This is a genomic window from Bradyrhizobium sp. BR 10261, from assembly GCF_019455395.1.
In the GTDB taxonomy this organism is placed as follows: domain Bacteria; phylum Pseudomonadota; class Alphaproteobacteria; order Rhizobiales; family Xanthobacteraceae; genus Bradyrhizobium; species Bradyrhizobium manausense.
Genome location: NZ_JACOFQ010000011.1, coordinates 16,496 through 42,476, shown reverse-complemented (window position 1 = coordinate 42,476; position 25,981 = coordinate 16,496). Strand labels below are relative to the sequence as shown.

Below are 25,981 nucleotides of genomic sequence, written 5' to 3'. Positions count from 1 at the left end.
TCTAGCTGGGCCGCGCGGCTCGCGCGGAAAGCCGGCCCGCGCACAATCTGGCAAACGGATAGGGAAGCCGGACCGGATGCAACTCGAAGACGCCAGCAAATGGCCAGTCGTGCTTGTCGTTGAGGATGACGAGCTGTTGCGCTGGAGCACGATGATAGTGCTCCAAGATTCTGGCTACAGTGTTCTTGAGGCCTCGGACGCTGGGGAGGCGCTCACGACTTTGGAACAGCGGGCAGATGTCCGCATCATATTCACTGACGTACAGATGCCGGGGGCAATCGACGGAGTTCGGCTTGCCCACTTGGTGAGCCAGCGGTGGCCTCTGCTAAAGATCATCGTCACGTCCGGCAGAATGAGGCTCCACCAGGACGACCTCCCGAAGGGAGGGGTTTATTTGATGAAGCCATATTCGGCCACGGAGCTGACGACCGCGGTATACGAAGTGAGAGCGGGAGGTTGATCCTCCCTGGACCAATTCCATTGAAGGGTTGCTTCCAGTACTGCTCTGTCTCTCCTGCGCAGCAGGGCATGCTTTGCCGGAACCCAACAGTCTCGCGGAGCAACGCTTCACCGTCTCGTAGCATTCGCACGCGCCGTCTTGCAGCCATTCCATATCGAGGATGTGGCATGCGCCCTACTTCGGCGGATGCAAATCGCCTTGAAGGCACCGGCCCGCCTTGGAATGCATAGTGTCTTCGGAAGCGGCAAGGATCGTTAGTAAGTGATTGCACAGGGCACACTGAAAGCGATGTAAGTCGACGCCGGGACGTTCTGACTCAATGCTGATAAGCATCATCGAAGATTTGCAGATCGGACAGCCGGGGCGCTGCAATGCGATGGGCGCAACGTCGGATAAACGGTCTTGAGATTTGGGCATAGGGCTCCCCCTCCGAAACAGGCGGGAGCACGATGCTCTCGGTCACCAGTAATGCCTGGGCGCGGACCGGTGATAATGAAAGTGTGCGCCTGATTGGTCTCAATCGCGAGTCAATTCGCTGCCGTGCTACCGTTTGTTTTCTCCGCGAGTGGGTGGGCGTGAACTTCGATGTCGCGGGCCTAATTGAGGCCCACCGGCGCTGACGAGCGAAAATTGCTTGCGAAGCGACAGTGTCCCGTTCAAGTCCTCTAGACTTCCTCCCGAAACAGGTGTCGAATGTCGCATCACCGTCCGACAGGTGGCTTCTATTGGTGACTGAGAGACCGATTGCGCTCTCGCCCAGCACCGGGTGTCATTCGGCTTGCAATATTGGCTCTGACGCAATTTTGGTGCAGCTCCGATTATTCTGCGCCGATCAATCTGGCTTGAAGCAGATCGATTTTCCCGCGACCGTACATTTGACGTCTGACGAGCTTGAGGCGCGTGATCTGACCTTCAGTCTGTCCGTTGGACCAGGGCAAAGTAATTGCTGCTCGAACCGCTGCTTCATCTTTCGCGACGCCGCTGGCGAACGAGGCGACGAGACTGGCGCGGGCGCGCTCGATCCATGGCATGAGGCCCGCCTCGGTCTTGCGCCGGATCATCAGGTGGAATTCGGCGATGATCTCGCGTGCCTCGATCAGGGCTGGTACGCCAGCTTCGATCGCCGCGACCGTGACGGTCTCCGCTTTCGTGAGCAGGTCCCGACCGATGGTCATGAGGCGCGCGATTGTTCTGGCCGACGGAATCCGCTGAAGGTTTTTTGCGTCGGCCTTTTCGGCCCGTCGTCTGCGGGTCGCCCACTCGCTGACGACGCGGAGCGAGCCGCGGAAGCCACGCGCCGTTAAGCGGCGCCAAAGTTCGGCCCCATTGCGACAGCCAGCGGCCCACTGATCGTCCAGCCATGGCAAATGCAGATCCAAAGAGCTTTGTCGGGTCCGGAAGACATCGGTGCGTTCGCCGCGGATCACCTGCCGTACCAGCTTCCTGCTATGGCCAGTCTGGCGCACGATCTGCTTGATGGGTATGCCGCTCTTCGACAGAGCCAGGATGGCTTCATTGGCCTCCTCGCGGCGCAGATAGCCCTCATACTGGAGGCGCTCGGCGGCTGTTAGCAGCTTGGGATCAATTGTGGTCGCGCCGATGACGATGCGAATCTGGCGCATCGCGGACGGCGTCAAGGAAGGCCCGACTGGCGTTCTCCATCAGATGCCAGCGGTCGGCGACCTGCACCGCGTGGGGCAAGGCTTTGGCCGCCGCTTCGCCATATCCGCCGCCACGATCGCGGGCGATGATCGCGATCGTGGGATGCGCAGCCAGCCAGGCTTGGGCGGTCGCGGGCTCACGATCCGGCAGCAGGGTGACTACCCGGCGCCTTTCCAGGTTGCAGACGATGCTGGCGTATCGGTGATTGCGACGCCAGGCCCAATCATCGATGCCGATAACCTTGAGCTGGTCAGCCGGCGGACGGTGACGGCGTCGGACCACGCGCAGAAGTGTGTCCTTGCTCACCGGCAACATCAGCCGTTTTGCGAAGCCTGCTGCCGGCCGGCCGCCAAGCGCCAGACCAAGGTGATGGACGATAGAGTCCAGCCTCGCCGTGCGTCGCGCTGATGGAGCCAATATCCCGTCGGAGAAACGCTCAGTGAAGATCTGGCGTCCGCACAGGACGGCCTCGCAGCGGAAGCGGCGGGCGATCACCAGGAGCTCAACGACCCGCCCGGAAAGCGGCAGATCGGTCACGCGGCGCCGATACCGGCTATGGATCCGCCGCGAAACTGTCCCACATGATGGACACAAGCCAAAACTTCCGGATGGCCGGACAGTGATGACGGCCTTATCACCCTCGTAGCACGCACTCTCTACAACAAACCCACGCGGTACCAGACTGGAGCGGTGGAGTGCTTGCTGCATGGCGCTGATTCTCCCAATCAAAGCGCCAGACATCCTCCGAACTGCATCAAAAGTGAGTCAGAGCCAAATTTGAACGCCGATTGACACCAATCGACTGCTTTCTGCGCAAAGGCAGCGGCGGTGAAGATCGCCCGCTTGTCGGATTTGAGCACAGCTAACCAGCTGGCGAGATAGCAGGCATGGTCTAGTCTCGGCTCCAGCGCAATGCCAAGATCAGAGCAGAGGAACGCAGCCCCGATTTCAGCGACGAGTTCTTCGCGCGCGTACGCGTGATCTCCAAAGCGCTTACCCAAATCACGGTCGCAGCGATGCTTTGGTGACGTCCAATGCACGTTGCACATCTCGTCAGGTCTCCGCAGCGGCCTGGCGAGGGCGCTGCGCCAACTGTGGCAGCGTCGCTGGCGGGCGGCGATTCGCCTTGGCGCACTTGCAGCAGCGGAGGCGACGTCCCGCCTGGTCTTGCAGCGCGAACATTCGATCTCGAGCCACGCGTACCGTCCCCTCGGATACCGGTGTCGCGAGCGCAACCACGCTCGTTCTCGGGAGGAGCATCAACGCGTGCCCCTCGACAACGCTACTTCTTGCTGCCGGGAACGGCGGATTCGCCCACGGTATCATCCGACGACGGCTCTTTGTTCAGATCGTAATCGGAAGGATTCTCTCCTAATTCGATTACGCCCTTCGCAAGCTCCTTGCGCAATAGAGCCTTGAATTCGTCGTCGTAGCTCTCAATGCTCTTCCGGATCGCATCTTTCCAGGCGTCGCCGCGTCCCCACGCTTCCGTGTAGGCGAACGCTAGGTCGGCATTCTGGCGGTTGGCGATCATGGCTTCGAAGATTGACCGGGCCTGCAACCGATCCTTGGCGCTCTTCGCCGTCACTTCGCGGTCTGCGATTCGCCGGGATCCAACTATGAGCTTGTGGACCGCATAACGTTCCGGCGAGGGAATCAGCACGGGCACGCCGGCTCCGTGCAGAAGAACGGCGCGGATCGGTTGTCGGATCAGAAAGTCGAGGAAGCGAAGCGGAAAGGCCCCCGCTCCTCCAAGGGCCGGCATCTGAACTGGTTTGCCGGCGAGATCGTCCGACCCCCGGTTGGGCGTCAGAAACTCCACCTTGTATTGCTCTCGGGAAATGAATTGACTGGAGACCCGTCCGTCCGCCTGGCTGGGAATCTCACGGAACGTCGGATCGATGCGCCTTAGAACGTCCATGATGGGCGGTAAGGAATCGCCGACGGCCACCGAGATCTCGTGGAATTGTGCGAAGTCTGCGTCGGCCGTCTGCATGGCGACTGCGTCTAGGTGTCTTCCCAGGACGGCGGAGTAGCATTGGTAGGCGACCGTTCCGACAAGGACTCCCCTCAACCGGAAGAAACCGGCCCTCGCGAGTTCTTCCACCACTCGGCCCGTGGTGTTCGGAGGACGAGGCAACCGCGCTTCTCGCGTCAAGGTCGAGACGATCCGGCGTCGTCCCCGCATATCCGCTTTTAGGTCCTTGAAGGCCTCGACCCTCTTGGTGATTTCCAGATCATCCACGGGACCGACATAACGTCGATCTTGTCCGCCGCCGTCCGGCTTGGGCGTGTCGAAGTACCAGTACTTTTTGCCTTTCACCTCCACGGCGACGAAACGCCCATCGGAGGAGAATTCTGATGTGAAGCTCTCGTCCAAGCTTCGCTGGACCAACTCTGAGTAGAGCGTCTGAAAGACGATATCGAGCCCGTCAGCTCCCATGAGGAACTCCGTTATACTATTTTTTCGAAAGTAGTATAACTATAAAAATCATAGGGTTCCACCTCATTATACTAACTTTGCAAAAATAGTATAATTCTTATGATTCCAAACGCCTGGTAGGTGGCCGCCTCAAGATCCGTCAGGGCTCGACGCGGCCTGCTCGGAAGTGGCGTTCACGCGACTATGTTCCCGTTTCGTTCCAAAGAGTCAAGCGTCCCTCTCCCGAATTCGCATGGCGCGGCAGCCGGCGCGGGACGAATCTCCGGGATCGGCGGCTGGACTGTCGGAACTGCCGCCTGCCGTTCGTCTTGAGTCCAGCACCGTCCCTCCGGAGTTCTGCGTACCATGGCCCCGCGCGCCAACCGGAAGGGCTTTCTCCGCCTCTCGCTGGTCACCTGTCCGGTCGCGCTCTATCCGGCCACCTCGGAGAGCGAGAAGATCTCGTTCAACCAGCTCAACCGGCAGACCGGTCACCGGATCAAGTACCTCAAGGTCGACGCCGACACCGGCGACGAGGTGCCGAACGAGGACATCGTCAAGGGCTACCAGCTCGAGAAGGACCAGTTCATCGAGGTGACCAAGGAGGAGCTCGAGGAGATCGCGCTGGAGTCGATGCGGACTATCGAGATCGACGAGTTCGTGGACAAGGCCGACATCGACCCGCGCTACCTGATCCGCCCCTACTACATCCGCCCGGACGGCAAGGTCGGGCACGACGCCTTCGCCGTGATCCGCGAGACCATCCGCGAGATGAACAAGGTCGCCATCGGGCGCGTCGTGCTGACGAACCGCGAGCACATCATCGCGCTGGAGCCGATGGACAAGGGGCTCGTCGGCACGCTGCTGCGCTATCCGTACGAGGTGCGCAGCGAGCATGAGTATTTCGACGAGATCCAGGACGTGAAGGTCACGAAGGACATGCTCGATCTCGCCAAGCACATCGTGAACCAGAAGGCGGGACGGTTCGACCCCGAGAAGTTCGAGGACCACTACGAGACCGCGCTGATCGACCTCATCAACCAGAAGCGGGCCGGCAAGGCCATTACGCCGAAGTCCAAGCCAGCGGCGACCAACGTCGTCGATCTGATGGAGGCGCTGCGCCGATCGGTCGGCAAGGAAGCTGCGCCGGCAAAGGCTGGCAAGTCCGCCAAGAAGGCGAAGAAGGCCTCGCCTGGTCAGAAGGAGATGCTGATGCCGATCGAGGGCAAGAAGCCCCAGGAGGCGGCAGCGAAGAAGCCGGCGGCCAAGCCCCAGCGGAAGTCGGCTTAGCGGGCGTTCGGCGCGTCAAGGTATGATGGTGTAGGACATCCGGGCGAATCCGAGGCGATTCAGCGCAACCGTTGTTCCGAAAATCACCAAGCTCTCACTTCCCTGGCAGGGCAGTGCCACCCTTACGTGTCGTTCGACACGCCGCCCCCTAGCTTGTTGATCCGGCTGGGGGCTTTTCGATGAGCTTACTCTCGCGAATGCGTGGTGCCTTCTCGATCGGCGGCACGACCGACCCGCTCGGTCGCTCGCTGCTCGCCGATTAACCTTTAGGTGAGGCCGACACCGCGGTCATCTGCAGTACGAGCCTGACGAGATCGACCTGTCGATGCGTGCCGGTTTGCTCGAATATCGTGCGCAGATGCCAGCGAGCTGTCTCAAAGCCTATGCCGAGGGCTGTTGCAGCCTGAATGAGTGTAGCACCTTCCGCAAGCAATGCCGTCAAGGCCGCCTGCCGAGGCGAAAGGCCAAAAATATTCGTTAGCATCGTCGGATCAAGGCGCGGTTTCTCGTCGGGCTTCTTAACGAACATGATCGCACGGGAGAGCGGCGAAAGCAGCCGCTCGGAATTCTCCACCCCAAGCGGCATCACGGTCGCAATCATCGCCGGTCGACCCGAGGGCCTGGATATCTTGACTTCGAGCGTGGCATCGCAAAACCTATCCACGTCGGCCTGACTGCCACTCATTTGCAGTTCAATAGCGCTCTCGAGCAGCCGTCTTCGTGTGAACGGAGCCGCTCTTTGATCGCGCGCCCGTTTGCGAAGCCGCTGTAGAACTCTCCCATGGCCACCCCAAACATCACCGAAGCAGGATTTGATTGGGTGGCGCGGTTCGCTTAAGAGCTCGCTTGTGTCCGCGCCGCGTTCGGGAATAGGCTAAGCGCGGCGGGGGAAGCCAGATGTCGCTGCAGCACCAAATCCGGAAGCCGTGTCCTCACTGCGGGCGGACGATGAAGCTTGTGCGCGACGAGGCCATCAGAGGCGGGGAGCGCTACGTCTGCCCCCATTGCGACGACGATCCGCTAGGCGGCGAAAGGCGAAACTGAACAGGAAGTCCCGCTAACTGAATCAGCTTTATCTGGATCGTCCCGGCCTAGGCGCCGGGCGCTGGTTTGCTTTGGAGATTTGCGTTCGAGTCTCTTGTGCTTCCTTGGCCAATCTCAGTTTCTTGAGGCGCGCCATGTTTTCGCGAATATCAACGGCATTTTTTGCCTCTTCTTGCAAGACCACCTCGCGATGCGCGACCGCAAGGCGCTCTCGGTTCGCTTTGGCAGCGCGATGAAGTTCCCGATCGTCACTCATCCTATGGTCTCCGGCCTCGACATACGGCTTGGAACGGTTAGCGGACCTCATTAGGCGCTCGGTTGAGGGCAGGAAGGCGCCCGCTTAGGGCTTTGCAAACCCGTCCGATGGTTTCACGGGCGTATCTCAATGTCGCGCCCATTGGTGCCTCAGTCCCAGCAGCGTTCTCTAGGGCCACCGGCATCATCCGCCTTCTGTTCGGCGCGGGCGGCCTAATTCGCGCAAGGAAGGCTCCTCTTCCGGAGCAGTCGACGGGTTGATCGTCTGGGCTGTGGTGGCGACCCTGCAACGATCAGCGCCACGAACAATCTCTTCATGGCTCATAGCACGTGCCGGCTGAGAAGTCTGACTTTGTTTCGTCGTCGCCTCATGGGAGTGAACGATTCAATTCAACTCTGCGGGTACGGCGAGGGCGACGACCGCCAACGGAGGCAGCCTCAATGCTGTGGGGTCCCTATTTCGATAGATCAGGGAGGCGCAGAACAGTTGCTTGGTTGTGGAGCGAACCTCAATCGCCATTCGGGACGTTCGTGGAAGCTGCTCCGGACTTCGAATTCGAGCCAACGACTCGCATCACTCGATGACCTCGTCGCTTTGTGCAAGAAGCATCGCCCGGCACTCCGAGGCGGAGAGCCCTGCAAATTCGATCTCGCTGCTGTTCCTCGACGTTTTAGCGCTCGCTATTCCCAGGACGTAAGCGTAGAGTTGCTCATCACCGCCCATCCTGCGGCTTTCACCGGTGACTGAGGGTAACGAACGCTCCCGCCGAAAGAAAGGAAGAGGAGCGTGGATGTCTCGATCTCGTTTGGCAGCCGACTGGATCGTGTCGCCGGTGATCTTCCTGCTGTTCCTGTGCTCCTGGTATTTGCAGCGGTTGTCCCGCGTGGATAGCGCAACACGAATGCAATACCTGGTTGGCGGCCACAATGGAGCCGGCCGCGTCAATCTGAGTCGCGACACGGTGGCTGCCGCCTTGAAGAAGGCGCGGGAGCTCTTGCAGGAAGGCTATATGGACGTGCGGATCTGCACGCCGCGAGGCCAGATCCTGCTGCCTGACGAGTTCGACAAGCTCGAAGCCTGAGGGAACAGCTGTGCTGCCGCGCCAGAGCAAACGGCGGGCAGACGGTTTTCGCCTCGGCAGAAAGAAAACGTTGCGGGATGATCGGCGTGAATGTTGTGCGGAAAGGCAGCTGGACAAAGAGACGGCGACCTTAGTCGAGGAGCGCGCTGTCGACGCGTCGCTGCCGCTTTGCAACAGCAACTCGGATTTTGCGGCAACGCCGCCGTGTCTGTTCTGGTCGACTATCGAGTTTGATCGTAATGGATGGCTGCGCCTATGAAAGGCCGGACATGTTCAAGTCTAAACAATATCGTGCAGAAGCGGCCAAATACGGCGAACGGGTCAAGGGTTCGACCGATCTGGATGAAGGCCGCAAACTTCAGGAACTGCAGGACCGCCTCGTCTCGCTTGCTGATAACGAGCAGAGACTGGCGGACGACTACCACGACGCAGTTCATGTCATAGGCCCGGACCAATCTCGCGGCGCGGCCCTTGCAAGCGAAGAGGAACGCGTTCTGCGGTGTCTTGGCGCGGCTGTCATCATGCAATGGAACGCTCTGCCGACGACGTTGCAGCGGGAGATCTTCGACACTGCTTGATCGGTCGGCAAGTTGCTGGAGACGGCGGAGCTTCGTGGGCAGATCGCGCGATTTCTGCACAAGCACAAGAATGACGCGAACGGCAACGAACATTGATGAAGGCACGCCCGTCTTTATGAACGCGCAAAGGTTGTTATCGGATGCCGGAGTAGCCACCTGATGGAGGACACGATCGGATCGCGGTGACAGCGCGCGTCGCGAGCGCGACGTTTTTTTTAGCCACGCCAGATCTTACCGACCGCACCGACCAACAGCAGTCGCTTCGAGATGCGCGTCAAGGGTAAGGACAATCTATGACCATCGAACATGCCTCGGTGCAGGTTGCGCGCAAACCATGGGGGGTCGCAGACATCCGACCATGGAGCTGCATCGACGTTTCGGGCGACCCCGTCGGGGAGTTGTGGTTCGAGCGCATCGATAAAGATGCACCAGGCTCCGCCCTGCTGCTCAAGCTCCTGTTTACCAGCCAACCTCTGTCGATCCAGGTCCACCCCAACGATGAGTTCGCGCACGCCATCGATCTGCCGAACGGGAAGACCGAGGCATGGTACATCCTGTCAGCAGCGCCGGGCGCGCGGGTAGCGCTGGGACTGACGCGGCGCCTCACGCCGCAGGCGTTGCGCGCAGCGATCAGGGACGGCTCGATCGCCGGTCTCGTGCAATGGCGCCCTGTTGCGAAGGGCGACTTCATCTGCGTCCCCGGCGGCACAATCCACGCCATCGGCGCCGGTATCGTGCTCGCCGAGATTCAGCAACGCAGCGATACGACATTCCGCCTGTTCGACTTTGGCAGGCACCGCGAGCTGCACGAAGACGACGCGGTGGCCGCTTCCGACGCCGGGCCATCCCAGGCTCAATCCGCTCCGCGGCGTCTCACGGACGCACGAAGAATTCTCGTCGCGAGCCCACAATTCGTGCTCGAGCGGGTCGATTTCCAGGCCAATTCGCAGTGGGCGCTCGATGCCGACCGGGAAACCTGGATGCTTGTGATCGAGGGGAAGGCGCGCATCGGGCATACGGATGCGACCGTCGGTGACGCGATCTTCATTGAGGCCGACAGCGCCGGCATCGCGATTGGCCTGGACGGAATGAGCGGCTTGGTCGCCTATCCGGGACCGGATCCCATGGTTTCGCTGCTGCAGGACTGCACCGGACGAGCGACCAAGTCTCCCGATGCATCCACCGGTACGGGCTCCAGGAAATCGGGCAAGATCATCGAGGCACAGACATGACGTCGCTCCGCCGCATCGCCCTTATCGGCAACTCGCTGCCTCGCCGTTGCGGAATCGCAACCTTCACGACGGACCTGCAGAGAGCGATATCGGCGTCACGCCCTGATCTGGAAACCTGCATCGTGGCGATGACCGATCGCGGCCAGGCCTACGACTATCCGCCGGCGGTCGCTTTCCAGATCAAGGACGACAATGTCGAAGACTACCTGCGTGCAGCGGATTTCCTGAATGCCGGCCGGTTCGATACCGTGTGCCTGCAGCACGAATTCGGCATTTTCGGCGGCGAAGCCGGCGCCCATATCCTCCCGCTGCTGGCGCGCCTGACCATGCCGGTCGTGACGACGCTTCATACCGTATTGGCCAACCCGTCAGCCAAGCAACGCGCGGTCATGGAGCGCATCGTCGATGCGTCGTCGAAGGTGGTGGTGATGGCTAACAAGGCCCGCGAGCTACTGCGCAGCGTCTACCTCGTGCCGGACGACAAGATCGAGGTGATCGCTCACGGCATTCCCGATGTCGCCTTTGCCGGGCCCGATGCGGCGAAGGCCAGGCTCGGATTTGACGGCAAGTCGGTCATTCTGACGTTCGGGCTGCTGTCCCCCAACAAAGGCGTCGAAGTCATGATCGATGCAATGCCCTCGATTTTGAAACACCGCGCGAATGCGGTGCATGTCGTGCTCGGCGCAACGCACCCCAATCTGGTTCGAGACCAGGGCGAAGCCTATCGCGAAAGTCTGATGGCGCGGGTCCGCGAGCTGGGCGTCGAGGACCACGTGGTGTTCCTCGACCGGTTCGTGGACCAGGCCACGCTGCTCGAATTCATCTCTATGTGCGACGTCTATGTCACGCCCTATCTCAATGAGGCCCAGATGACCTCTGGAACCTTGGCTTACAGTTTTGGGCTCGGGAAGGCGGTGGTGTCGACGCCCTACTGGCACGCACGCGAGCTGCTTACTGACGGATGCGGAGTTCTGGTACCATTCGGCGATGCGGCGGCGATCGGCGGTGAGATCGCCAAACTGCTCACCGACGACGCGCGCCGGCAAGAGATGGGCCAACGCGCATACGCCATGAGCCGGATGATGACGTGGGAACGCACGGCCGAGCGTTACATGTCCGCCTTCGAGGCCGCGCGGCAGGGTCATCGGCTCAAGGTCTTTGCGCGTCCCGATTCCGGCGCGCCGGAACCACGCGGCCCCGCTGCGCCCGTCATGCAGATCGGCCATTTCATGACGATGTGCGACGACATCGGCTTGTTCCAGCACGCGGTTCAGTCGGTGCCGGATCGCTCGCACGGCTATTGCGTCGATGACAATGCCCGGGCGTTACTCTTGGCCTGCGCCCTCAACAATCCCGGCGAACAGGCGTTGCCGGAAATCCTGACGACCCGCTTTGCAGCATTCGTGCAGCATGCGTGGAATCCCGACATCAGGCGATTTCGCAACTTCATGGGCTTCAATCGAACCTGGCTCGAGGACAGAGGCTCGGAAGACAGTCACGGGCGGACGCTATGGGCATTGGGCGAGGCGGCGCGCGGAGACGCAAGCCCGTCGCGGCGCAGGTGGGCCACGGATTTGTTCGCCCAGGCTTTGTCGACGGCCGAGAGCTTCAGCTCGCCCCGCGCGTGGGCGTTCATGCTGCTAGGTCTGGACGCTTATTGCACTGTTGCTCCGGATGATCTCCATGCAAGGGAAGTCCGGCACGCGCTTGCTGACAGGTTGATGTCCTGTCTGGCGTCGGTAGAGACGCCGGACTGGGTGTGGTTCGAGGAAGGGCTCGCTTACGACAACGCGCGATTGCCGCAAGCCTTGATGCTGACAGGGATGACGACTCAAACGCCGCAATACCGCGATGCGGGATTGCGCTCATTGCGCTGGCTGATGACGCAGCAGACGAGCGTGGCAGGTCATTTCCGGCCGGTGGGCACCGGCAGCTTCGGCGAACAGCGGCAACATCCCCGCGCCTTCGATCAGCAACCCGTGGAAGCCACGGCAACGATCGCTGCCTGCCTGACGGCGTGGCGTGCGGACGGCGATGCCGAGTGGAAAACCATGGCCATGCGCGCCTTCGGCTGGTTTCTGGGCAGCAATGATCTGTCCGTGGCACTGGTCGATCCGCACACCGGGAGCTGCCGCGATGGATTGCATCCCGATCGCGCCAACGAAAACCGTGGAGGCGAGTCGGTCGTCTGCTATTTGCTTGGACTTGCGGAGATTCGTCAGCTCGAGCGCGTCAACACCAGCCTGAACAAGCCCACGGCCTTACGCGCCGTGGGTGTTTGAATTTCCCTTTCATCCAGCGACCTGAGGATACCGTGTCACAAGCTACCTTCCTGAACCGGCAGGCGCTTCATCTGCGTCCCGATCCCGCGCGAGTTATCGTGCGGCCATTCAAGCCGGCGACTGAACCGCGCGATCTCAACCCCAACGACAAGATGCGCGCAAATCATATCGTCGAGCGAGTTCTTGCACTCGATCAGGAAGCCGTTGCCGCTCAGCTCGCGGACGTGCTGGACAATTTCAAGGGGCGACATCGCAACCTGTTGGAAAGATTCGAGGCCCGCGCGGACGAAATGGAGGACGCTTTCGCGACGCATGGCGTCTTCTCAAAGAAGCAGCGCCAGCTGGTCGGCGCCTATTTCCTCAATGAGTATTCATTCGAAGCCTCTGCCTTGTTCAACCCCAGCATCGTGGCGCATCCCGATCAATCGGGGGCGCCGAAGGGCGGCGTGCGCTTTATCCTCAGTCTCCGTGCCATAGGCGAAGGGCATGTATCGTCACTGACGTTTCGAACCGGGACCATCGCGGCTGACGGCAGTCTGGCCGTTGATCCGACGGCTCGGCTCGCGTCGATTCCGAGGATTTGCCATCGCATATCGGGGCCGGACGGCGAGCGTGTCGAGCTGATTTTCAAGCCCGAAGAAGACCTGACCGAGCGCGTCATCTTTCCCGTCACAGAATCCCAATCGAACGGCATAGAGGACGCGCGCTTTGTCGAATTCAGCGACGGCGATCGAAAGACGTATTACGCGACCTATACCGCTTACAGCGGTCGAGCCATCCGCTCCGAATTAATCGAGACCAGTGATTTCACGTCGTTTCGACTGGCGCCCCTGCGAGGGGCTGCGGCTCGGAACAAGGGAATGGCACTGTTCCCGCGCAAGATCGGCGGCCAGTATGCCATGATCGCGAGGCAGGACAATGAGAACCTGTATCTAATCTATTCAGACGACCTCCACACGTGGGATGGCGGTCAAGCCATTTTGAAACCGCAGTTTCCCTGGGAGTTCGTCCAGATCGGCAATTGCGGGTCGCCGATCGAACTCGATGAGGGTTGGCTGCTGCTGACGCACGGTGTCGGCCCGGTCCGCAAGTACTCGATCGGTGCGGCGCTGCTCGACAAGCACGACCCATCCAAGGTGCTGGCACGTTCGCGCGAGCCGCTATTGCGGCCTGAACCATCCGAGCGTGAAGGATACGTCCCTAACGTCGTTTATACGTGCGGCGGGATGCGGCACAATAACCAGATCATCCTGCCATATGCCGTGTCCGACACATTCTCGAATTTCGCAATGATCGAGATTTCCGAGCTCATAAACGCGATGAAATGCTAGGGCGCGGCCAGCTGATCTCAGGAGCATACATCCAGTTCAATAGCTGCTTTTGTTCCCGAGCTACTCCTGCGCCTTGACGCCAGGCCGCACGCTTATCCTTGCGAGCTCGCGACGCTCGTCCTCTGTCAGCTGCCAATCCTCGCACTGGCTGCAAAGCTGCGCGAAAACGTCGTGTAATTGGCTTCGGGCTACCCTGACGATCTCGGTATCGTCGAATTCGCAAGACTTCAGGAAAATTGGCAAGGTAAAACTGGTCTGACGGCTTTCGAACTGAAACGTCAGGCGAATGTCCTCGCCACGTTCATTCGGCAGAATCACCTCGATGCGTGCGATCGTAATCTCGAACATATTCATGCGCATCTCCTTGTCGCCCACCTTTCCAAGTTGGTCTCGCCCGGGAGCGAAGCGTTCTGGCTGCTCTCCGGCATGCGCGAGCCGGCGCGGTCAATTGGAATTGCGGCTTGAAACTGTTGTGCTTCGTGTTGCGGTTGCTGTGGCATGGTGGGCGACGCCTTGGCGTCGTCCACGGGAAGCGGCATATCCGCAGCGTCCCGGGCTGGCCTTTCGGGCGGATTGCCGGGTTAGGCGCAGGCGCTGGCCGCAGAGGTCGAGCGGATGGGTATTGTGCGAGGCCGCCCCATGCAGTCTCCCGGAAGTGTCAGCCACTCCGGAACGCGGACCTGATCTCTGTCTTCCAGGCTCCGCGTTGCGCCGGACGCTACTGTGCGAAGGTCTCAAGGTTCCTCACCTTGCCAGGCGATCTTTGCTCATGATCAGCGTAACGACCAGCCCCTCTTCCGACCAGTCGAATGCGATGGAGCCACCGAGTTGGGCCGCCATGCTCCGCTGCACCAATTTGCTTCCAAAGCCATCGAGCCTTGCGGGAGCCTTAAGAGGCGGGCCGCCCCGCTCGGTCCAGGTCACGACGACTTCGTCGCCATGGGCATTGCACGACACGTCCAAGGTGCCGCTTGCCAGCGATAGCGAACCGTATTTCGCCGAGTTTGTTGCCAGTTCGTGCAGCACAAGAGCGAGCGTTGTACTCGACATCTCGCCGACATTCATCTTCGGCACCGAAACGCGAATGCGGACGCTCGCCTCTCTTTCGTCGTAAGGCGCGAGCAAGATGGAGACGAGGTCACCAAGAAGCGCTCCTTCGCTCTTCCTTCCCGGTATGGGGCGAATGAGATCCTGTGCACGTCCCAAGGCCATCAGCCGATTTGTTAGCTCGTGGGCCATGTCTTCTTTGGTTGCGGCCGAACGCGATGTTAATTGAGTAAGCGCGGTCGCGATAGTCAGAAGGTTCTTCACGCGATGGCTCATCTCACCGGCAAGCAACTCGTTCGCTTCTTCGGCTTGCTTGCGTTGGGTAACATCGAGGAAGATGCCAAACATGGTTCGATCGGCGATGTCCGCATCGTCGCCTTGCCCGCGCGCGGAGATCCAACGGATGTCGCCGTCGAACAAGATGCGAAAGTCAATCTCGTAAGCGCCTACTATTGCGCGAGTAGCGGCAAACGCAGACCTGACTCGTTCCAGATCAGCAGGATGGATGTTCCTGGACAAGATCTCGAATGTGATGTGTTTTTCACTCTTCGGAACGTCCCACAGGTCGTAGGCGCGTTCGTCCATCGTAATAGCGTCCGTATCCACGTTCCAGGCCCACAAGGCCACGCCGGCGGCGTCGGTCGCAGCACGCAAGTGCTTTTCATTCCAAACCGGCATCGATATCTTATCGGACGACATCCGCTTTGCTTCCATCTTGTACACCGATAACGGCTGAGGGGCGCGGTGGTGCCAGGCAGCGCATGTGAGCGGAAGAACGAGGCTTGGCGGAATCAATTTCCGTGATCGGCCCGCGCCGGCCGGCCTGCGCACTCCGACATACGCGCCGCGAGCGGATAAGAATGGGCCTTTGCCTTAGTCGGCGTCCGTGATCCTGCCCTTGCCTTTGCATGACTGGCATTTCGCTGGGTAGATCTTTCGGCCCGGTTCCACGGGCTGCATCACCGCAGCGAAGCCCGTTCCGCTGCATCCAGGGCAGGTATGCTCTTTGATCTTTAGCAACATATCGACCTTTCAGGTTCCGCGGATCTGCGGCCACCAATTTCATTACATATCGCGCGCTTCCATGATCGATGACGCTTCAGCGGTCCGTCCTGCTTCTTGCGCTCCTGCGCCAAGCCAAACAAGAGCGGCCCGAGTTCGGCACTGGTCGCGATCTCGGGCCGCCCGAACGGCGCGGGGGCGGCCCGCGACGCCCGGCGTGATCCGATCACATCCAGCTTGCGGTCGCTGTGCAATTTTGCTCACTCTTCGACGCGCCACTTGTTGGTCCCCACCTGCTCACGCGCCCTGATGCGGGCACGGAGGTAAGACTGGTCTGAGGGCCTTCGAATTGAAACGTCGGCCGACCGTCCTCGCCGTGTTCGTTCGGCTGAATCATCTCGATGCCTGATCTGTATGCTGAACGCATTCACGCGCATCACCTTGCTTGATCGACCTTGAAACGACTGCCGTCGGCTTGATCTTGATCGCGCTCGGCAGCGATACTGCCGCGATCATACCAAATGACAACCTACTGGATCGCGATCAGCATCGCAGCGATCCAGCGAGAGGGCGAATGCTAAAGACCGGCGAGGGGGTCGACGTCCCCGACCTCCAAATGGCGATGCCACGCATCTGCCGTCGATCAATCGACCGGTCGCGCGCCGGTCAGTCCTTCCGGCCCAGCTCCGACTTCTCAATCAGAACGGCGTTCAGGAGCGAGCTATGGACCTCGATTTTTCCATTGTAGCTGATGAACCCAAGCCTGCGGAATTTATTCATGAAGAAGCTAACCCGCGATCGGGTCGCGCCGATCATTTCGGCAAGTGTTTCCTGACTGATCTTGACCCCAATAGGCTGCGGGCTGGTTTCCTTGCCGAAATTTGCGAGCAGAAGCAACAGCCGCGCCAAACGTTTTTCGCTGGAGTTGAATAGTTGGTCGATCAGATCTTCTTCGATCCGGCTATTGCGCGTGAGCAGGTACGCCATGAACAATTGGGAGAACTTGGGCCTGCCTTCGAGCGCTGAAAACATTGCCGGTTTCGATATTCTAGTGATGATGCTGTCTTCCATTGCCGTAGTCGTCGCGATACGCAATGGCTGGCCGTTGAGACAACCTTCACCAAAGAATTGTCCCGGCTCCAACATCCCGACGACGGCTTCCTTGCCCTGGTCGGAGACGACCGTGAGCTTGATTTTTCCTTTTTGAATGTAGAAAACCGCGTCCGCGACATCTCCCTGCACGAACACGTTCTGACCCTTGCCAAGCTTCGAGATCGATTTTCCTGCCCCAACCTTGGCGAGGAAGGTCTTGGGATCAAACTTGTCCTTCGCAGGCTTTGCCAAATGGACGCTCTCATTCCCTAGGTGTAGTGCCCCGTAATATTAGCAGAATGTCCGCTTCGTGGAAGGCGCAGCGCGGGAGAGCGGGAACGGAAATCACATCAGGGAATTCCGGCCCGCAAGGGGGGGCCAGGTATGGACATCCCGAAATACTGCGCAGATCGCGCCCTGCGCAGGTTCGCCGGCTATCCGCGTTGCTCCACCGCTTTTTCGCGGCCGAGCGATTCGGCACAAGCCCGTGCAACGGCCGAGTTTGGCTCGGTGCTTCCCGGCATCGTGGCCCAACCTCCCTTTTCGACGAACTTGCCTTGTTCCGATACATAGGTCGCCTTCTTCATTTCGGTCAGGTTCGCCGAGGCATCAGCGGTCTGTCGAAACTTTTCAACGCAGATGGGTGTGAGAGCTGCGACGACGGCCGTCGCAGCGCGGCTTGCAGCGAGGGTCTCTGCGGACCCACCGGTCACCCAGCCGCCCCAGCTGAAGCCAACGATCGCCAGGGCCATCGCCCCAGCCACAGCACCCCACAGAACGGAGCGCGCGGTCGCCTTTGTCTCCCGGGAGATGTCCATGATGTCGCCTTTGACTGAGAGGATCGAGATAGCTTGAGGAAGCCAAGCATGTCGATCGCTGGGCGGCTGTACCAAATTGCTCATTCGGCGTGTGGAGGCCCAACTCGGATGGGCGCAGATGTGCCGCATGCCCCCGCCCGCGTTGTGTGCCTATTTGAACAGACAGCGCAGTCTACCCGCGCTCTATTCTTGAATTGCCTGACTTGAAATCATACTTCCGATCAGCCCGGCCCTCGCGGCCGGGCTTTTCGTTCCGGCTCCATCGATCTGAGATCCATTCCAGGGGTTTTGCTTCGAAAGAGTTTCTCCACGTAGGTCGAAAGAAAAGGCCCGCCGGAGCGGGCCTTTGAATGTTGCCTAGCGAAGCGCGCCACCGTATTGCTGCCGCTCCTTGCGAATCTCCTCGGCGCCGTAGGGCTTGCTGGCCGGATCGAATGATTTCCACCCGGCCTTTTGCCAGGCAGCGCTGCGGTCACGCAGGTTGATGGCCGACTCGTTCAATATTGCATCGAAGCGAGACTGGTCTGCATCGGCCACGCGTGCCGACACCAGCGTGCCGCCACGACGGACGCCCTCGGCATAGGAGTGCGCGTCCTCCTCCGAAACGCCAGCCTGCGTCAGCGCTCCGACAATTCCGCCGGTAGCTGCACCTGCGGCTGCGCCGACCGCCGTCGCGGCCAGCCAGCCGGCTGCGACAACGGGCCCGAGGCCGGGGATCGCCAGCAGGCCGAGCCCGGCAAGAAGGCCGGCCGTGCCACCCACGCCCGCACCAATGCCGGCGCCTGTCCCGGCACCCTCGGCGCGATCGTCGACCCCATCGCCGTCGCGGTCCACCTTCTTGTCGGTGTTGAACCAGCTGTCTGAATTGTTGGCGACGATGCTGATGTCCGAGTGCGGCACGCCTGCGGCTTCCAGGCGTCGAACAGCCTGCTGGGCATCATTGTGGTTGTCGTAAAGACGAGAAATTGTAACGGTCATGCTGAGCCTTCCTTACTTCGCGCTATTACTTGGCGCTATTGACGTTGCCCTGAAAATCGACGCTGACCGCAGCGACTGAGCCGCTCTTGCTCGCCTTGCCGCGCCAGACACCATTGTCGTCCTTCTTCAACTCGGTGACGTTGGTGTAGCCGGCATCCTCGATCTTCGACTTGGCTTGTCCTTCGGTGAAACTGTTACGACCGGCGACGGGAGCGTTGGAGTTGTTTTGACCGGGGCTATTGACGGCGCTGTTGTTCGGCCCCGACTGCGCGGGCGGATTTTGCGCCGAAGCCGTGGTGGCCGCCAATAATCCAATGCAAATGAGCAGAAGTGAACGTTTCATAGTTTTCTCCAGTGTTCAGGTGGGAGCCCAATCTCTCGTCGCCGCGTTAGTTCCTCGCGCCGCAGCGTTAGGTGGAGTTCCGCGGCGGCTAGGTAGCGCTTCAGTTGCCGGGAACGCGGTCGCGTATCGCGCCGGAGGTTGCGACGACTCGTCAACTGACGCTTGAGGAACTTAGCCGGACGCGCGGGATTGCCTCCCACAATCCCCCCCACATCGCGGAGATGGACCATGGCGAAAATGAAGAAGCTCGAAGACCTGTTTCACGACACTCTCAAGGACGTCTATTTCGCCGAGAAGAAGATTCTCGCGACCCTGCCGAAAATGATGAAGGCTGCGCAGCATGCCGACCTCAAGGCCGCTTTCGAGAAACACCTTGGCGAGACCGAAGGTCAGATCGAGCGCCTGGAGCAGGTGTTCGCCGAAATCGACAAGAAGCCCCAGGGCAAGACCTGTGATGCCATCGTGGGTATCGCGAAGGAAGGGCAGGAGATCATGGACGAGTACGAGGGCATGCCCGCCCACGATGCCGGGTTGCTCGCCGCTGCGCAGGCCGTCGAACACTACGAGATGAGCCGCTACGGCACGCTTCGTACCTGGGCCGAGGAACTCGGTTACACCAAGTCGGTCAAGTTGCTCCAGCAGACCCTCGACCAGGAACGTGCGACTGACGCCGCGCTGACCAAGCTTGCGAAAGCCGTCATCAACCTGGACGCTGAGCAAGACGAAGCAGCGTGAGTGAGCGGGGCGCGGCCCGACCGAATGCGGCGGCGTCCGTTATCTCAACATGTCGGCTGCAGGCTCGCTCCACTTCGTTCGGCACGCTTTCACCGCTGCCGAACGAAGACGTCCCTCATTTTAGGGGTGTATGACGATTCGCGCATTAGTGCGCCATCGCGATCTCACCCGACAAATGCTCGCGCCTTGCATCAATCCGCAACATCACGACAACGATCGCGCCCGCCAGCGCGCACCCCGCCAGCAGGAGAAGGCCGGCGGTAAAGTTGCCGGTCAGATCCTTCAGATAGCCCATCGCGTAGGGACCGGCGAAACCCGAAAGATTTCCGAGCGAGTTGATCGCGGCAATGCCGGCGGCGGCCGATGCGCCCGTCAGGAAACTCGCCGGCAGCGGCCAGAACATCGGGGGTACCGCGGAGACGCCGATCTGTGCAAAACAAAGCAGCGCCATGACGACGACGGCGTTTGAGACGAACCCTGCCAATCCGATTCCAATCGCGGCCATGAGCAGTGCCACCGCGACGTGACCCTTTCGTTCCATGGTCCGATCCGAATGACGACCGAGCAGCACCATGCCCACGGCGCCGAAGACAAAGGGCAGCGCCGCAAGCAATCCGGTCTGGGTATCGCTGACGCCAAACCCCTTGATGATGGTCGGCAGGAAAAACGCCACTCCGTAGCTTGCGGCGTTCAGGCAGAAATACACCAACGCGCACATGAGAATGCGCGGATCCGTGAGCGCCTGCCCCAGGGACAGGTGCTCGACCTTTTCCTTGTTCAGCTTCTCGGTCGCCTGCACGTTCTCCAGCCACGCAATTTCATCCCGTTGCAGCCAACGCGCCTGGCGCGGCAAATCGGTCAGGTAGATCAGGACGCCGATGCCCACCAGAACCGATGGCAGCGCCTCGAGAATGAACAGCCACTGCCAGCCGTCCAGTCCCCAGCCGGTCAGGCCTAGCAGCATCCCGGAGATTGGCGATCCGATGATGGATGATATCGGGATCGCCAGCATGAACAGGCTGATGACCCTGGCGCGGTAAACCGCCGGGAACCACAGGGTCAAATAGAAGATGATGCCCGGAAAAAAGCCTGCCTCGCAGGCGCCGAGCAGCAGACGGAGCGAGTAGAAGACGCCCGTCGTCGGAATTCCGGTCGCCGCCGATATCGATGGGATGAACGCGAAGGCCGCCGAGACGATCCCCCAAGTGATCATGATGCGGGCGATCCACACGCGCGCGCCGACCTTCTCCAGAAAGATGTTGGACGGTACTTCAAACAGAAAATAACCGACGAAGAACAGGCCTGCGCCCAATCCAAAGGCTGCTTCACTCAAGCCGAGCGCCTCGTTCATGTGCAGCTTGGCAAAGCTGACATTGACCCGGTCGAGATAAGCCACGAAGTAACACAGGATCAGGAACGGAATGAGCCGCCACATCACCTTGCCGATGACACGTTTCTCGACGTCTTGCATGGCGCAGCCTCTCGCTTGGTAGTTTGAGCTCCATGTCCCATTAAGCGGTAGCGTCGCCAGCCGACAGGACTGGCACGCCTCGTGGCGTCGATCTGGCGAACAAACGCTTCGATCATTCGCGCCGCCTCACTCCGCACGGCAAAGATAGTGTGAAACGATCGTCAGTCTGAGTCTGAGCAAAATTGCTCACAGCATCTGTTCCTGTCGGCGCAGCAACGCAGCCATCTGGCGGTCTCATCGACCACTGCTAACCGGCTGGCTTTTCCTTCTCATGCGGCGTGCCACGATTTTCGTCAGTCTGCTCGGCATCCCCCGGCGTTTTCCCTGCCATGTTTCCGGGATTGAAATGGTACTTGCCATCGGGGTTCTCGCCGGGCTGCTTCTCATTTGGGTTCTTCTTGTTAGTCATTGGACCAGTCACTCCTTGGGAAGAGTAACAATGTTGAACGGGACCGAGGTCTCTATGTTCCCAAAGCTGCGATTTACCGCTTGGAACGAAAGCTCGCTCGTCCCCGTTGAGCATGACCTGCAACATTTCTCATTGGCGTGAGGCGTCGTGCAGACCACTTGAGGTGTTGCACATGGCTCGTTCGCAAACACGTTCTTCCGCATTCCTGTCCGACTGCCTGGCCGCCTTCAGGCGATATCCCGCCATCGCCGCCTTTGCTGGGGCCGCTACCCTTGTGGCGGCGACGGCGATCGCGAACCGGCATTTTGCCGAGAAAGCGCAGCGTGATAACCCGCCACAGGGTCGGTTCATCGACGTCGAGGGGGTCCGTCTGCACTATGTGGAGCGCGGCAATGGCCGGGCGCTGGTTCTCTTCCACGGCAATGGCAGCATGATCCAGGATTTCGAGTCGAGCGGCCTGATCGATCTGGCAGCCGAGAATTACAGGGTCATCGTCTTCGACCGACCCGGATTCGGGCATAGCCTGCGGCCGCGAAATGTGGTTTGGACGCCGGAGGCACAGGCGGACCTGTTCAGGAAGGCATTTGATGGGCTTGGCGTTCAGCGAGCCATCGTACTCGGGCATTCGTGGGGGGCGTCGGTCGCGGTTGCGCTGGCGATACGGCATCCTTCCTTCGTCGAAGCGCTGGTGCTGGCATCGGGATACTATTTTCCGACCGCGCGAGCCGACGCAGTGGCCTCATCTCTACCCGCCACACCCGCGCTTGGCGATATCATCAGCTACACCGTCTCACCGATCCTGGGTCGATTGATGTGGCCGGCAATGTTGCGCAAGGTGTTTGGCCCGCAACCAGTCCCCGGAAAATTCGTCGGCTTTCCGAAGGAAATGGCCGTCCGGCCATCACAGCTCCGCGCCAGTGCGGCGGAATCGACGTTGATGGTTCCCGCTGCATTTGCTTCTTCGAAGACCTACGGCGAACTCGACATGCCGACGATCATACTCGCGGGCGAGGATGATCGTTTGATCGATATCGATGAGCAATCGGCCAGGCTGCATGACGAGGTCAAGCAGAGCAAGCTGCACCGCATTGCCGGAGCTGGACATATGATCCAGCAATCTGCCACGCGAGATCTGATGGCGGCTATCGACGAAGCCGCTGCCGAGACCCTGCACTAGTCCGTCGGAGGCGGCGATGCGGTGGCGAGTACCGCTCGCCATGACCGCGCAGGGATACCTGGCTGCCGGCAGGATAGATTTGCGTGGAGGATGGAGGAAACGCCTTGGTTTCGCTTTCGATGTTGCCGCAGGAGGCCTCCTCGTCGCCAGGGCAGGACGCCGGCGCGTCGGAATCGGGGGCCTTGCCAACGCAGGCGGTCGACAATGTCGAGATGCCGCTGCCGTCCAGTCCGCAGACGTTTTTTCTCGGTAGCCTGTTGACACTGGCCGTCCTGGCGGCCGTATACGTGGCAAGCTCGATCATATTGCCCGTGGTGCTCGCCTTCGTGTTGCAACTCATTCTGCAACCTGCCGTGGATCTTCTCGAGCGTATCGGCCTACCCCGTGCCGTCGGCGCGCTCTTGGCGATCCTGCTGGTCGTGGGAGCGCTCGTGGGCTTCGTGGCAGCCTTGTCACTACCCGCCGCGTCGTGGGCGGAGAAGTTGCCGGACGGCTTACCGCGCCTGGAAACTCATCTGGTCGTCCTGAAGCGCCCGATCGAAGCGCTGCAAAAGGTTGTCCAGCAGGCGGAGCACGTCGCGGACTCTCCCGGGAAAAAGGAGCCCACCGTTTCGGTTCGCCGCGATCTCGGTCTGACCGGCGTGCTCTTTGCCGGAACGCGCGCCGTTCTCGACGGCCTGTTCACGACGGTTCTGGTGCTCTATTTCCTTCTGGTCGCAGGCGACATTTTTCTGCGACGCATCGTCGAGGTGCTGCCGAATTTTGCCGACAAGAGGCAGGCCGTGGACATCTTCCAGCAGATCGAAGCGGACATATCGGCCTATCTGCTCACGATCACGGCCATGAATGCTGCGGTGGGAATTGCGACGGCGGCTGCGATGTACCTCTGCGGGCTTGGAGATCCCTTGTTGTGGGGAGCCGCTGCCTTCCTGCTCAACTACGTTCCAATTCTCGGGCCGTTGTTGGGAACCATCATCTTCCTGCTCGCCGGAATGTTGAGTTTCGACAGCTTGTGGTGGGCCTTGCTGCCGGCGATTCTTTACTTCTGCATCCACCTCGCCGAGGGCGAGACCCTGACTCCCATGCTGCTTGCGCGACGCTTCACCCTGAATCCCGTGCTGATCATCCTGTCGCTGGTGTTCTGGTTCTGGATGTGGGGGGTGCCTGGCGCGATCCTGGCCGTTCCAATGTTGGCCATCCTGAAGATCGTCAGCGATCGCGTCCGTCCGCTAAAGGCTTTGGGGCACGTCCTCGAAGGATAATCGCAGCGTCTTGGTGATGGATTGAGGACGTACCGCCGGCGGGGCACGGCCAGTGCTGGCAGGCTACGAAAGAGGCATAGAGAAGGTGAAGCGGGTTCCAGCGGAGTTCGATGCGACGGTCAAAGCGCCCCCATGGGCCTTTGCGATCTGAGAGGCGATGTAGAGCCCCAATCCAAGCCCCTGCTTGCTCGCACGAGCTTTGCCGCGGAAGAACGGTTCGAACAACTTCTCCATCACCGTTTCCGGAATCGCCTCACCCGCATTGGCTACCCAGAGTTCGAACGATCCCTTTCGCGTCTCGGCGTGAACGACGATGGGTTTGTCGGTTGCCCCGTGCGTCACCGCGTTGCCGAGAAGGTTGGAGAGGAGCTGGCCGATGCGGATGCGATCGCAGTTCACCGGCTCGTGGATGGCAAATTCGGTCTCGATGACCCGGCCGGGTGAGGCCAGTCTCAGTTCGTCGACCACCTGGGCAAGGGCAGGTTCGAGCGGCGCTCTTGCATCGCGTTCCAGGGTAATGCCGCCGCCCAGCCGACCGCGCGCGAAGTCGAGAACGTTGTCGATCATCGAGGCCATTCGCATGACCGTGGTCTGCATCATGGCGATGATCTGGTGTTCCTTTTCGCTATGGACGGTTCGGTCGAGAATTCTCGCGCCGGCGCTAATGGAGGCGAGAGGATTGCGAAGATCGTGACCGAGCACGGCGATGAACTGTTCGCGCAACTCGGAGGTTTCGTGCTCGAGCCGCAGCAGTTCTTGCGTCGCCTTCTCGGCGCCAATCGCCAATTCTCGGGCGGCCAGAAGCTCGTGCTCGTAGCGCCGCCGATCCGTCGCCTTGATCAGGGCTAGACGGATGAGCAGCAGCCTTCCTTCCGGATCGCGGCGCTCGTTCGCGTTGGCGATCATCTGCAGCGGCGTACCGGCGGCGGTCAACACGTCGATGGCGAATTCGTCGAAGGATCCCTGCATTCGGAGCAGCGGCGCGATATGGGTTTCGTAATAGATGCGGCCCGGCATGGTCAGGAAATCGCTGAAGCGCTTCCCGATCATCTGTGGCGCCGTATGTCCGCTCCATTCCAGGAAGGTGAGGTTGACGTACTCGATCCGGCCGTTCGGCTGCAGGGTGACGTAACCGCAGGGCGCATTGTCGATCATGTCCTTGAACTGGGGATCGGAGGCGCGCACTAGACAAAAGGTCGCATCGCCGCGATGACCTCTTCCGGCGCGCTCAGATTTGGGCAATGCCCGGTCGCGTCCAGGACGATCATCCGGCTGTTGGGAATATTGCGGGCGACAAACTCGCCGACCTCCGGAGGGGCGATAATATCCTCGCTGCACTGGAGAACGAGGGTCGGAAGGGAGACCTCCGCGAGGTCTTCGCGGTTGTCGGAGGTGAAGGTCACCCGGGCGAACGCTTTGGCGATTTCGGGATCCGCGCTGCAGAAGCTATTGGTTAGCTCCTGACCCAGTTCCGGTCGATCGGGATTGCCCATGATCATCGGCGCCATCTGCATCGACCAACCCATGTGGTTCGAGTCGAGAAACCTGAGCAATTCCTCGATCTGCTGGGCGCTGAACCCACCAACGTATCCGTCGTCGTCGATGTAACGGGGTGACGGACCGATAAGCACGAGCTTGCCGAACATCCCGGGGGCTTGTCGGGCGGCCAGCACGCCGATCATGCTGCTGACGGAATGTCCCACGAAGACGGAATCCTTCAATCCGAGCTCCGTGCCGATTTCGACCACGTCTTTGGCGTAGCCGGACAGGGTCGAATATTTGGCGCTGTCGTAGGCCGAAAGGTCGGAGCCGCCGGCGCCGACGTGGTCGAACACAACGGTCATGAAATCCTTTTCGAACGCGGGAGCCACAAAGCGCCACATGTTCTGGTCGCACCCGAAGCCGTGTGCGAAGATCATCGTCCGGTGGCCGGCGCCGCGAACGCGAACGTTATTTCGTTTGATTGTGCCTGCCATCAGGACTCCCTGAATCGCCCTTTATCGTGCAGT

At 60.5% G+C, this 25,981-nt stretch carries 24 protein-coding genes and 2 pseudogenes; 10 read left to right on the top strand and 16 right to left on the bottom strand.

All coding sequences use genetic code 11. The features are described from left to right. Positions 1-76: 76 nt before the first annotated feature. Positions 77-460, top strand: coding sequence for a response regulator (locus tag HYH07_RS14770; RefSeq protein ID WP_220003159.1), 384 nt, complete (start codon positions 77-79; stop codon positions 458-460). Between the two features lie 818 nt (positions 461-1,278). Here the strand turns inward: HYH07_RS14770 and HYH07_RS14765 are convergent. The 3 genes and pseudogenes from HYH07_RS14765 to HYH07_RS14755 form a co-directional block, all read right to left on the bottom strand. After that, positions 1,279-2,830, bottom strand: a pseudogene (locus HYH07_RS14765) (ISL3 family transposase). A gap of 17 nt (positions 2,831-2,847) precedes the next feature. After that, positions 2,848-3,162, bottom strand: a pseudogene (locus tag HYH07_RS14760) (zincin-like metallopeptidase domain-containing protein); the annotation flags it as partial. Positions 3,163-3,404: 242 nt separating this feature from the next. Further along, positions 3,405-4,565, bottom strand: a complete 1,161-nt coding sequence (locus HYH07_RS14755) for a GSU2403 family nucleotidyltransferase fold protein (protein WP_220003158.1) — start codon at positions 4,563-4,565, stop codon at positions 3,405-3,407. Between the two features lie 345 nt (positions 4,566-4,910). Between HYH07_RS14755 and HYH07_RS14750 the strand changes: the two genes are divergently transcribed. Further along, positions 4,911-5,834, top strand: a complete 924-nt coding sequence (locus HYH07_RS14750; protein ID WP_220003157.1) for a Ku protein — start codon at positions 4,911-4,913, stop codon at positions 5,832-5,834. 259 nt (positions 5,835-6,093) lie between these two features. On the opposite strand, the gene HYH07_RS14745 is transcribed toward HYH07_RS14750, so the two are convergent. Together HYH07_RS14745 and HYH07_RS14740 are read right to left on the bottom strand one after the other, a co-directional pair. After that, positions 6,094-6,519 carry a hypothetical protein gene (locus HYH07_RS14745; protein WP_220003156.1) on the bottom strand — a complete coding sequence of 142 codons (426 nt, stop codon included), beginning with the start codon at positions 6,517-6,519 and terminating at the stop codon, positions 6,094-6,096. A gap of 387 nt (positions 6,520-6,906) precedes the next feature. Beyond that, complete coding sequence (locus HYH07_RS14740; RefSeq protein WP_220003155.1) at positions 6,907-7,134, bottom strand: transcriptional regulator; 228 nt, start codon at positions 7,132-7,134, stop codon at positions 6,907-6,909. Positions 7,135-7,924: 790 nt separating this feature from the next. Between HYH07_RS14740 and HYH07_RS36305 the strand changes: the two genes are divergently transcribed. From HYH07_RS36305 to HYH07_RS14715, 5 genes are all read left to right on the top strand, one after another. Beyond that, complete coding sequence (locus tag HYH07_RS36305) at positions 7,925-8,215, top strand: hypothetical protein (protein ID WP_228749549.1); 291 nt, start codon at positions 7,925-7,927, stop codon at positions 8,213-8,215. Positions 8,216-8,484: 269 nt separating this feature from the next. Further along, entirely contained in the window at positions 8,485-8,793 is a 309-nt protein-coding gene (locus HYH07_RS14730) for a hypothetical protein (protein ID WP_228749548.1), read from the top strand. A gap of 293 nt (positions 8,794-9,086) precedes the next feature. Next, complete coding sequence (locus tag HYH07_RS14725) at positions 9,087-10,025, top strand: class I mannose-6-phosphate isomerase (RefSeq protein WP_038959692.1); 939 nt, start codon at positions 9,087-9,089, stop codon at positions 10,023-10,025. Continuing rightward, positions 10,022-12,307: a glycosyltransferase family 4 protein gene (locus tag HYH07_RS14720; protein WP_220003154.1), complete on the top strand. Its 2,286-nt coding sequence runs from the start codon at positions 10,022-10,024 to the stop codon at positions 12,305-12,307. The genes HYH07_RS14725 and HYH07_RS14720 overlap by 4 nt, the downstream gene beginning before the upstream one ends. Before the next feature lie 32 nt (positions 12,308-12,339). Continuing rightward, entirely contained in the window at positions 12,340-13,638 is a 1,299-nt protein-coding gene (locus HYH07_RS14715) for a glycoside hydrolase family 130 protein (protein ID WP_220003153.1), read from the top strand. A gap of 60 nt (positions 13,639-13,698) precedes the next feature. Here HYH07_RS14715 and HYH07_RS14710 read toward each other — a convergent pair whose 3' ends face one another. The 7 genes from HYH07_RS14710 to HYH07_RS14685 form a co-directional block, all read right to left on the bottom strand. Continuing rightward, the gene (locus tag HYH07_RS14710; RefSeq protein ID WP_225895068.1) at positions 13,699-13,992 is read right to left on the bottom strand and encodes a hypothetical protein; all 294 of its coding nucleotides are present in this window, start codon (positions 13,990-13,992) and stop codon (positions 13,699-13,701) included. Between the two features lie 390 nt (positions 13,993-14,382). Next, complete coding sequence (locus HYH07_RS14705; RefSeq protein WP_228749547.1) at positions 14,383-15,384, bottom strand: sensor histidine kinase; 1,002 nt, start codon at positions 15,382-15,384, stop codon at positions 14,383-14,385. Positions 15,385-15,558: 174 nt separating this feature from the next. Beyond that, the gene (locus tag HYH07_RS36805; RefSeq protein ID WP_409363895.1) at positions 15,559-15,708 is read right to left on the bottom strand and encodes a hypothetical protein; all 150 of its coding nucleotides are present in this window, start codon (positions 15,706-15,708) and stop codon (positions 15,559-15,561) included. A gap of 645 nt (positions 15,709-16,353) precedes the next feature. Further along, positions 16,354-17,031 (bottom strand): Crp/Fnr family transcriptional regulator, encoded by a 678-nt coding sequence (locus tag HYH07_RS14700; RefSeq protein WP_220003152.1) that lies wholly within the window; start codon positions 17,029-17,031, stop codon positions 16,354-16,356. A gap of 182 nt (positions 17,032-17,213) precedes the next feature. Further along, a complete protein-coding gene (locus HYH07_RS14695) occupies positions 17,214-17,597 on the bottom strand; it encodes a hypothetical protein (RefSeq protein ID WP_014493209.1) in 384 nt (127 codons plus the stop codon). A gap of 357 nt (positions 17,598-17,954) precedes the next feature. Next, a complete protein-coding gene (locus HYH07_RS14690) occupies positions 17,955-18,575 on the bottom strand; it encodes a general stress protein (protein WP_014493210.1) in 621 nt (206 codons plus the stop codon). Positions 18,576-18,600: 25 nt separating this feature from the next. Further along, positions 18,601-18,918, bottom strand: a complete 318-nt coding sequence (locus HYH07_RS14685) for a hypothetical protein (RefSeq protein ID WP_014493211.1) — start codon at positions 18,916-18,918, stop codon at positions 18,601-18,603. 228 nt (positions 18,919-19,146) lie between these two features. Here HYH07_RS14685 and HYH07_RS14680 point away from each other — a divergent pair, with 228 nt between their 5' ends. Then, complete coding sequence (locus HYH07_RS14680; protein WP_039153471.1) at positions 19,147-19,653, top strand: ferritin-like domain-containing protein; 507 nt, start codon at positions 19,147-19,149, stop codon at positions 19,651-19,653. Between the two features lie 145 nt (positions 19,654-19,798). Here HYH07_RS14680 and HYH07_RS14675 read toward each other — a convergent pair whose 3' ends face one another. Then, positions 19,799-21,124, bottom strand: coding sequence for an MFS transporter (locus HYH07_RS14675; protein ID WP_014493213.1), 1,326 nt, complete (start codon positions 21,122-21,124; stop codon positions 19,799-19,801). Positions 21,125-21,371: 247 nt separating this feature from the next. Next, on the bottom strand, positions 21,372-21,533 hold the full coding sequence (locus HYH07_RS14670; RefSeq protein ID WP_220003151.1) for a hypothetical protein: 162 nt from the start codon (positions 21,531-21,533) through the stop codon (positions 21,372-21,374). Between the two features lie 172 nt (positions 21,534-21,705). Between HYH07_RS14670 and HYH07_RS14665 the strand changes: the two genes are divergently transcribed. Together HYH07_RS14665 and HYH07_RS14660 are read left to right on the top strand one after the other, a co-directional pair. After that, positions 21,706-22,710, top strand: coding sequence for an alpha/beta fold hydrolase (locus HYH07_RS14665; RefSeq protein ID WP_228749546.1), 1,005 nt, complete (start codon positions 21,706-21,708; stop codon positions 22,708-22,710). Positions 22,711-22,793: 83 nt separating this feature from the next. After that, positions 22,794-23,972 (top strand): AI-2E family transporter, encoded by a 1,179-nt coding sequence (locus HYH07_RS14660; protein WP_220003150.1) that lies wholly within the window; start codon positions 22,794-22,796, stop codon positions 23,970-23,972. Positions 23,973-24,035: 63 nt separating this feature from the next. Here HYH07_RS14660 and HYH07_RS14655 read toward each other — a convergent pair whose 3' ends face one another. Next, a complete protein-coding gene (locus tag HYH07_RS14655) occupies positions 24,036-25,127 on the bottom strand; it encodes a PAS domain-containing sensor histidine kinase (RefSeq protein WP_248879809.1) in 1,092 nt (363 codons plus the stop codon). Positions 25,128-25,156: 29 nt separating this feature from the next. Further along, complete coding sequence (locus tag HYH07_RS14650) at positions 25,157-25,948, bottom strand: alpha/beta fold hydrolase (RefSeq protein WP_038959680.1); 792 nt, start codon at positions 25,946-25,948, stop codon at positions 25,157-25,159. Positions 25,949-25,981 lie beyond the last annotated feature (33 nt).

Bases quoted from the DNA above. Each gene is read 5' to 3' on its own strand.
- HYH07_RS14770 (WP_220003159.1), top strand. From the start codon at position 77: ATGCAACTCGAAGACGCCAGCAAATGGCCAGTCGTGCTTGTCGTTGAG.
- HYH07_RS14755 (WP_220003158.1), bottom strand. From the start codon at position 4,565: ATGGGAGCTGACGGGCTCGATATCGTCTTTCAGACGCTCTACTCAGAG.
- HYH07_RS14750 (WP_220003157.1), top strand. From the start codon at position 4,911: ATGGCCCCGCGCGCCAACCGGAAGGGCTTTCTCCGCCTCTCGCTGGTC.
- HYH07_RS14745 (WP_220003156.1), bottom strand. From the start codon at position 6,519: ATGAGTGGCAGTCAGGCCGACGTGGATAGGTTTTGCGATGCCACGCTC.
- HYH07_RS14740 (WP_220003155.1), bottom strand. From the start codon at position 7,134: ATGAGTGACGATCGGGAACTTCATCGCGCTGCCAAAGCGAACCGAGAG.
- HYH07_RS36305 (WP_228749549.1), top strand. From the start codon at position 7,925: ATGTCTCGATCTCGTTTGGCAGCCGACTGGATCGTGTCGCCGGTGATC.
- HYH07_RS14730 (WP_228749548.1), top strand. From the start codon at position 8,485: ATGTTCAAGTCTAAACAATATCGTGCAGAAGCGGCCAAATACGGCGAA.
- HYH07_RS14725 (WP_038959692.1), top strand. From the start codon at position 9,087: ATGACCATCGAACATGCCTCGGTGCAGGTTGCGCGCAAACCATGGGGG.
- HYH07_RS14720 (WP_220003154.1), top strand. From the start codon at position 10,022: ATGACGTCGCTCCGCCGCATCGCCCTTATCGGCAACTCGCTGCCTCGC.
- HYH07_RS14710 (WP_225895068.1), bottom strand. From the start codon at position 13,992: ATGAATATGTTCGAGATTACGATCGCACGCATCGAGGTGATTCTGCCG.
- HYH07_RS14705 (WP_228749547.1), bottom strand. From the start codon at position 15,384: ATGTCGTCCGATAAGATATCGATGCCGGTTTGGAATGAAAAGCACTTG.
- HYH07_RS36805 (WP_409363895.1), bottom strand. From the start codon at position 15,708: ATGTTGCTAAAGATCAAAGAGCATACCTGCCCTGGATGCAGCGGAACG.
- HYH07_RS14695 (WP_014493209.1), bottom strand. From the start codon at position 17,597: ATGGACATCTCCCGGGAGACAAAGGCGACCGCGCGCTCCGTTCTGTGG.
- HYH07_RS14690 (WP_014493210.1), bottom strand. From the start codon at position 18,575: ATGACCGTTACAATTTCTCGTCTTTACGACAACCACAATGATGCCCAG.
- HYH07_RS14685 (WP_014493211.1), bottom strand. From the start codon at position 18,918: ATGAAACGTTCACTTCTGCTCATTTGCATTGGATTATTGGCGGCCACC.
- HYH07_RS14680 (WP_039153471.1), top strand. From the start codon at position 19,147: ATGGCGAAAATGAAGAAGCTCGAAGACCTGTTTCACGACACTCTCAAG.
- HYH07_RS14675 (WP_014493213.1), bottom strand. From the start codon at position 21,124: ATGCAAGACGTCGAGAAACGTGTCATCGGCAAGGTGATGTGGCGGCTC.
- HYH07_RS14670 (WP_220003151.1), bottom strand. From the start codon at position 21,533: ATGACTAACAAGAAGAACCCAAATGAGAAGCAGCCCGGCGAGAACCCC.
- HYH07_RS14665 (WP_228749546.1), top strand. From the start codon at position 21,706: ATGGCTCGTTCGCAAACACGTTCTTCCGCATTCCTGTCCGACTGCCTG.
- HYH07_RS14655 (WP_248879809.1), bottom strand. From the start codon at position 25,127: ATGATCGACAATGCGCCCTGCGGTTACGTCACCCTGCAGCCGAACGGC.
- HYH07_RS14650 (WP_038959680.1), bottom strand. From the start codon at position 25,948: ATGGCAGGCACAATCAAACGAAATAACGTTCGCGTTCGCGGCGCCGGC.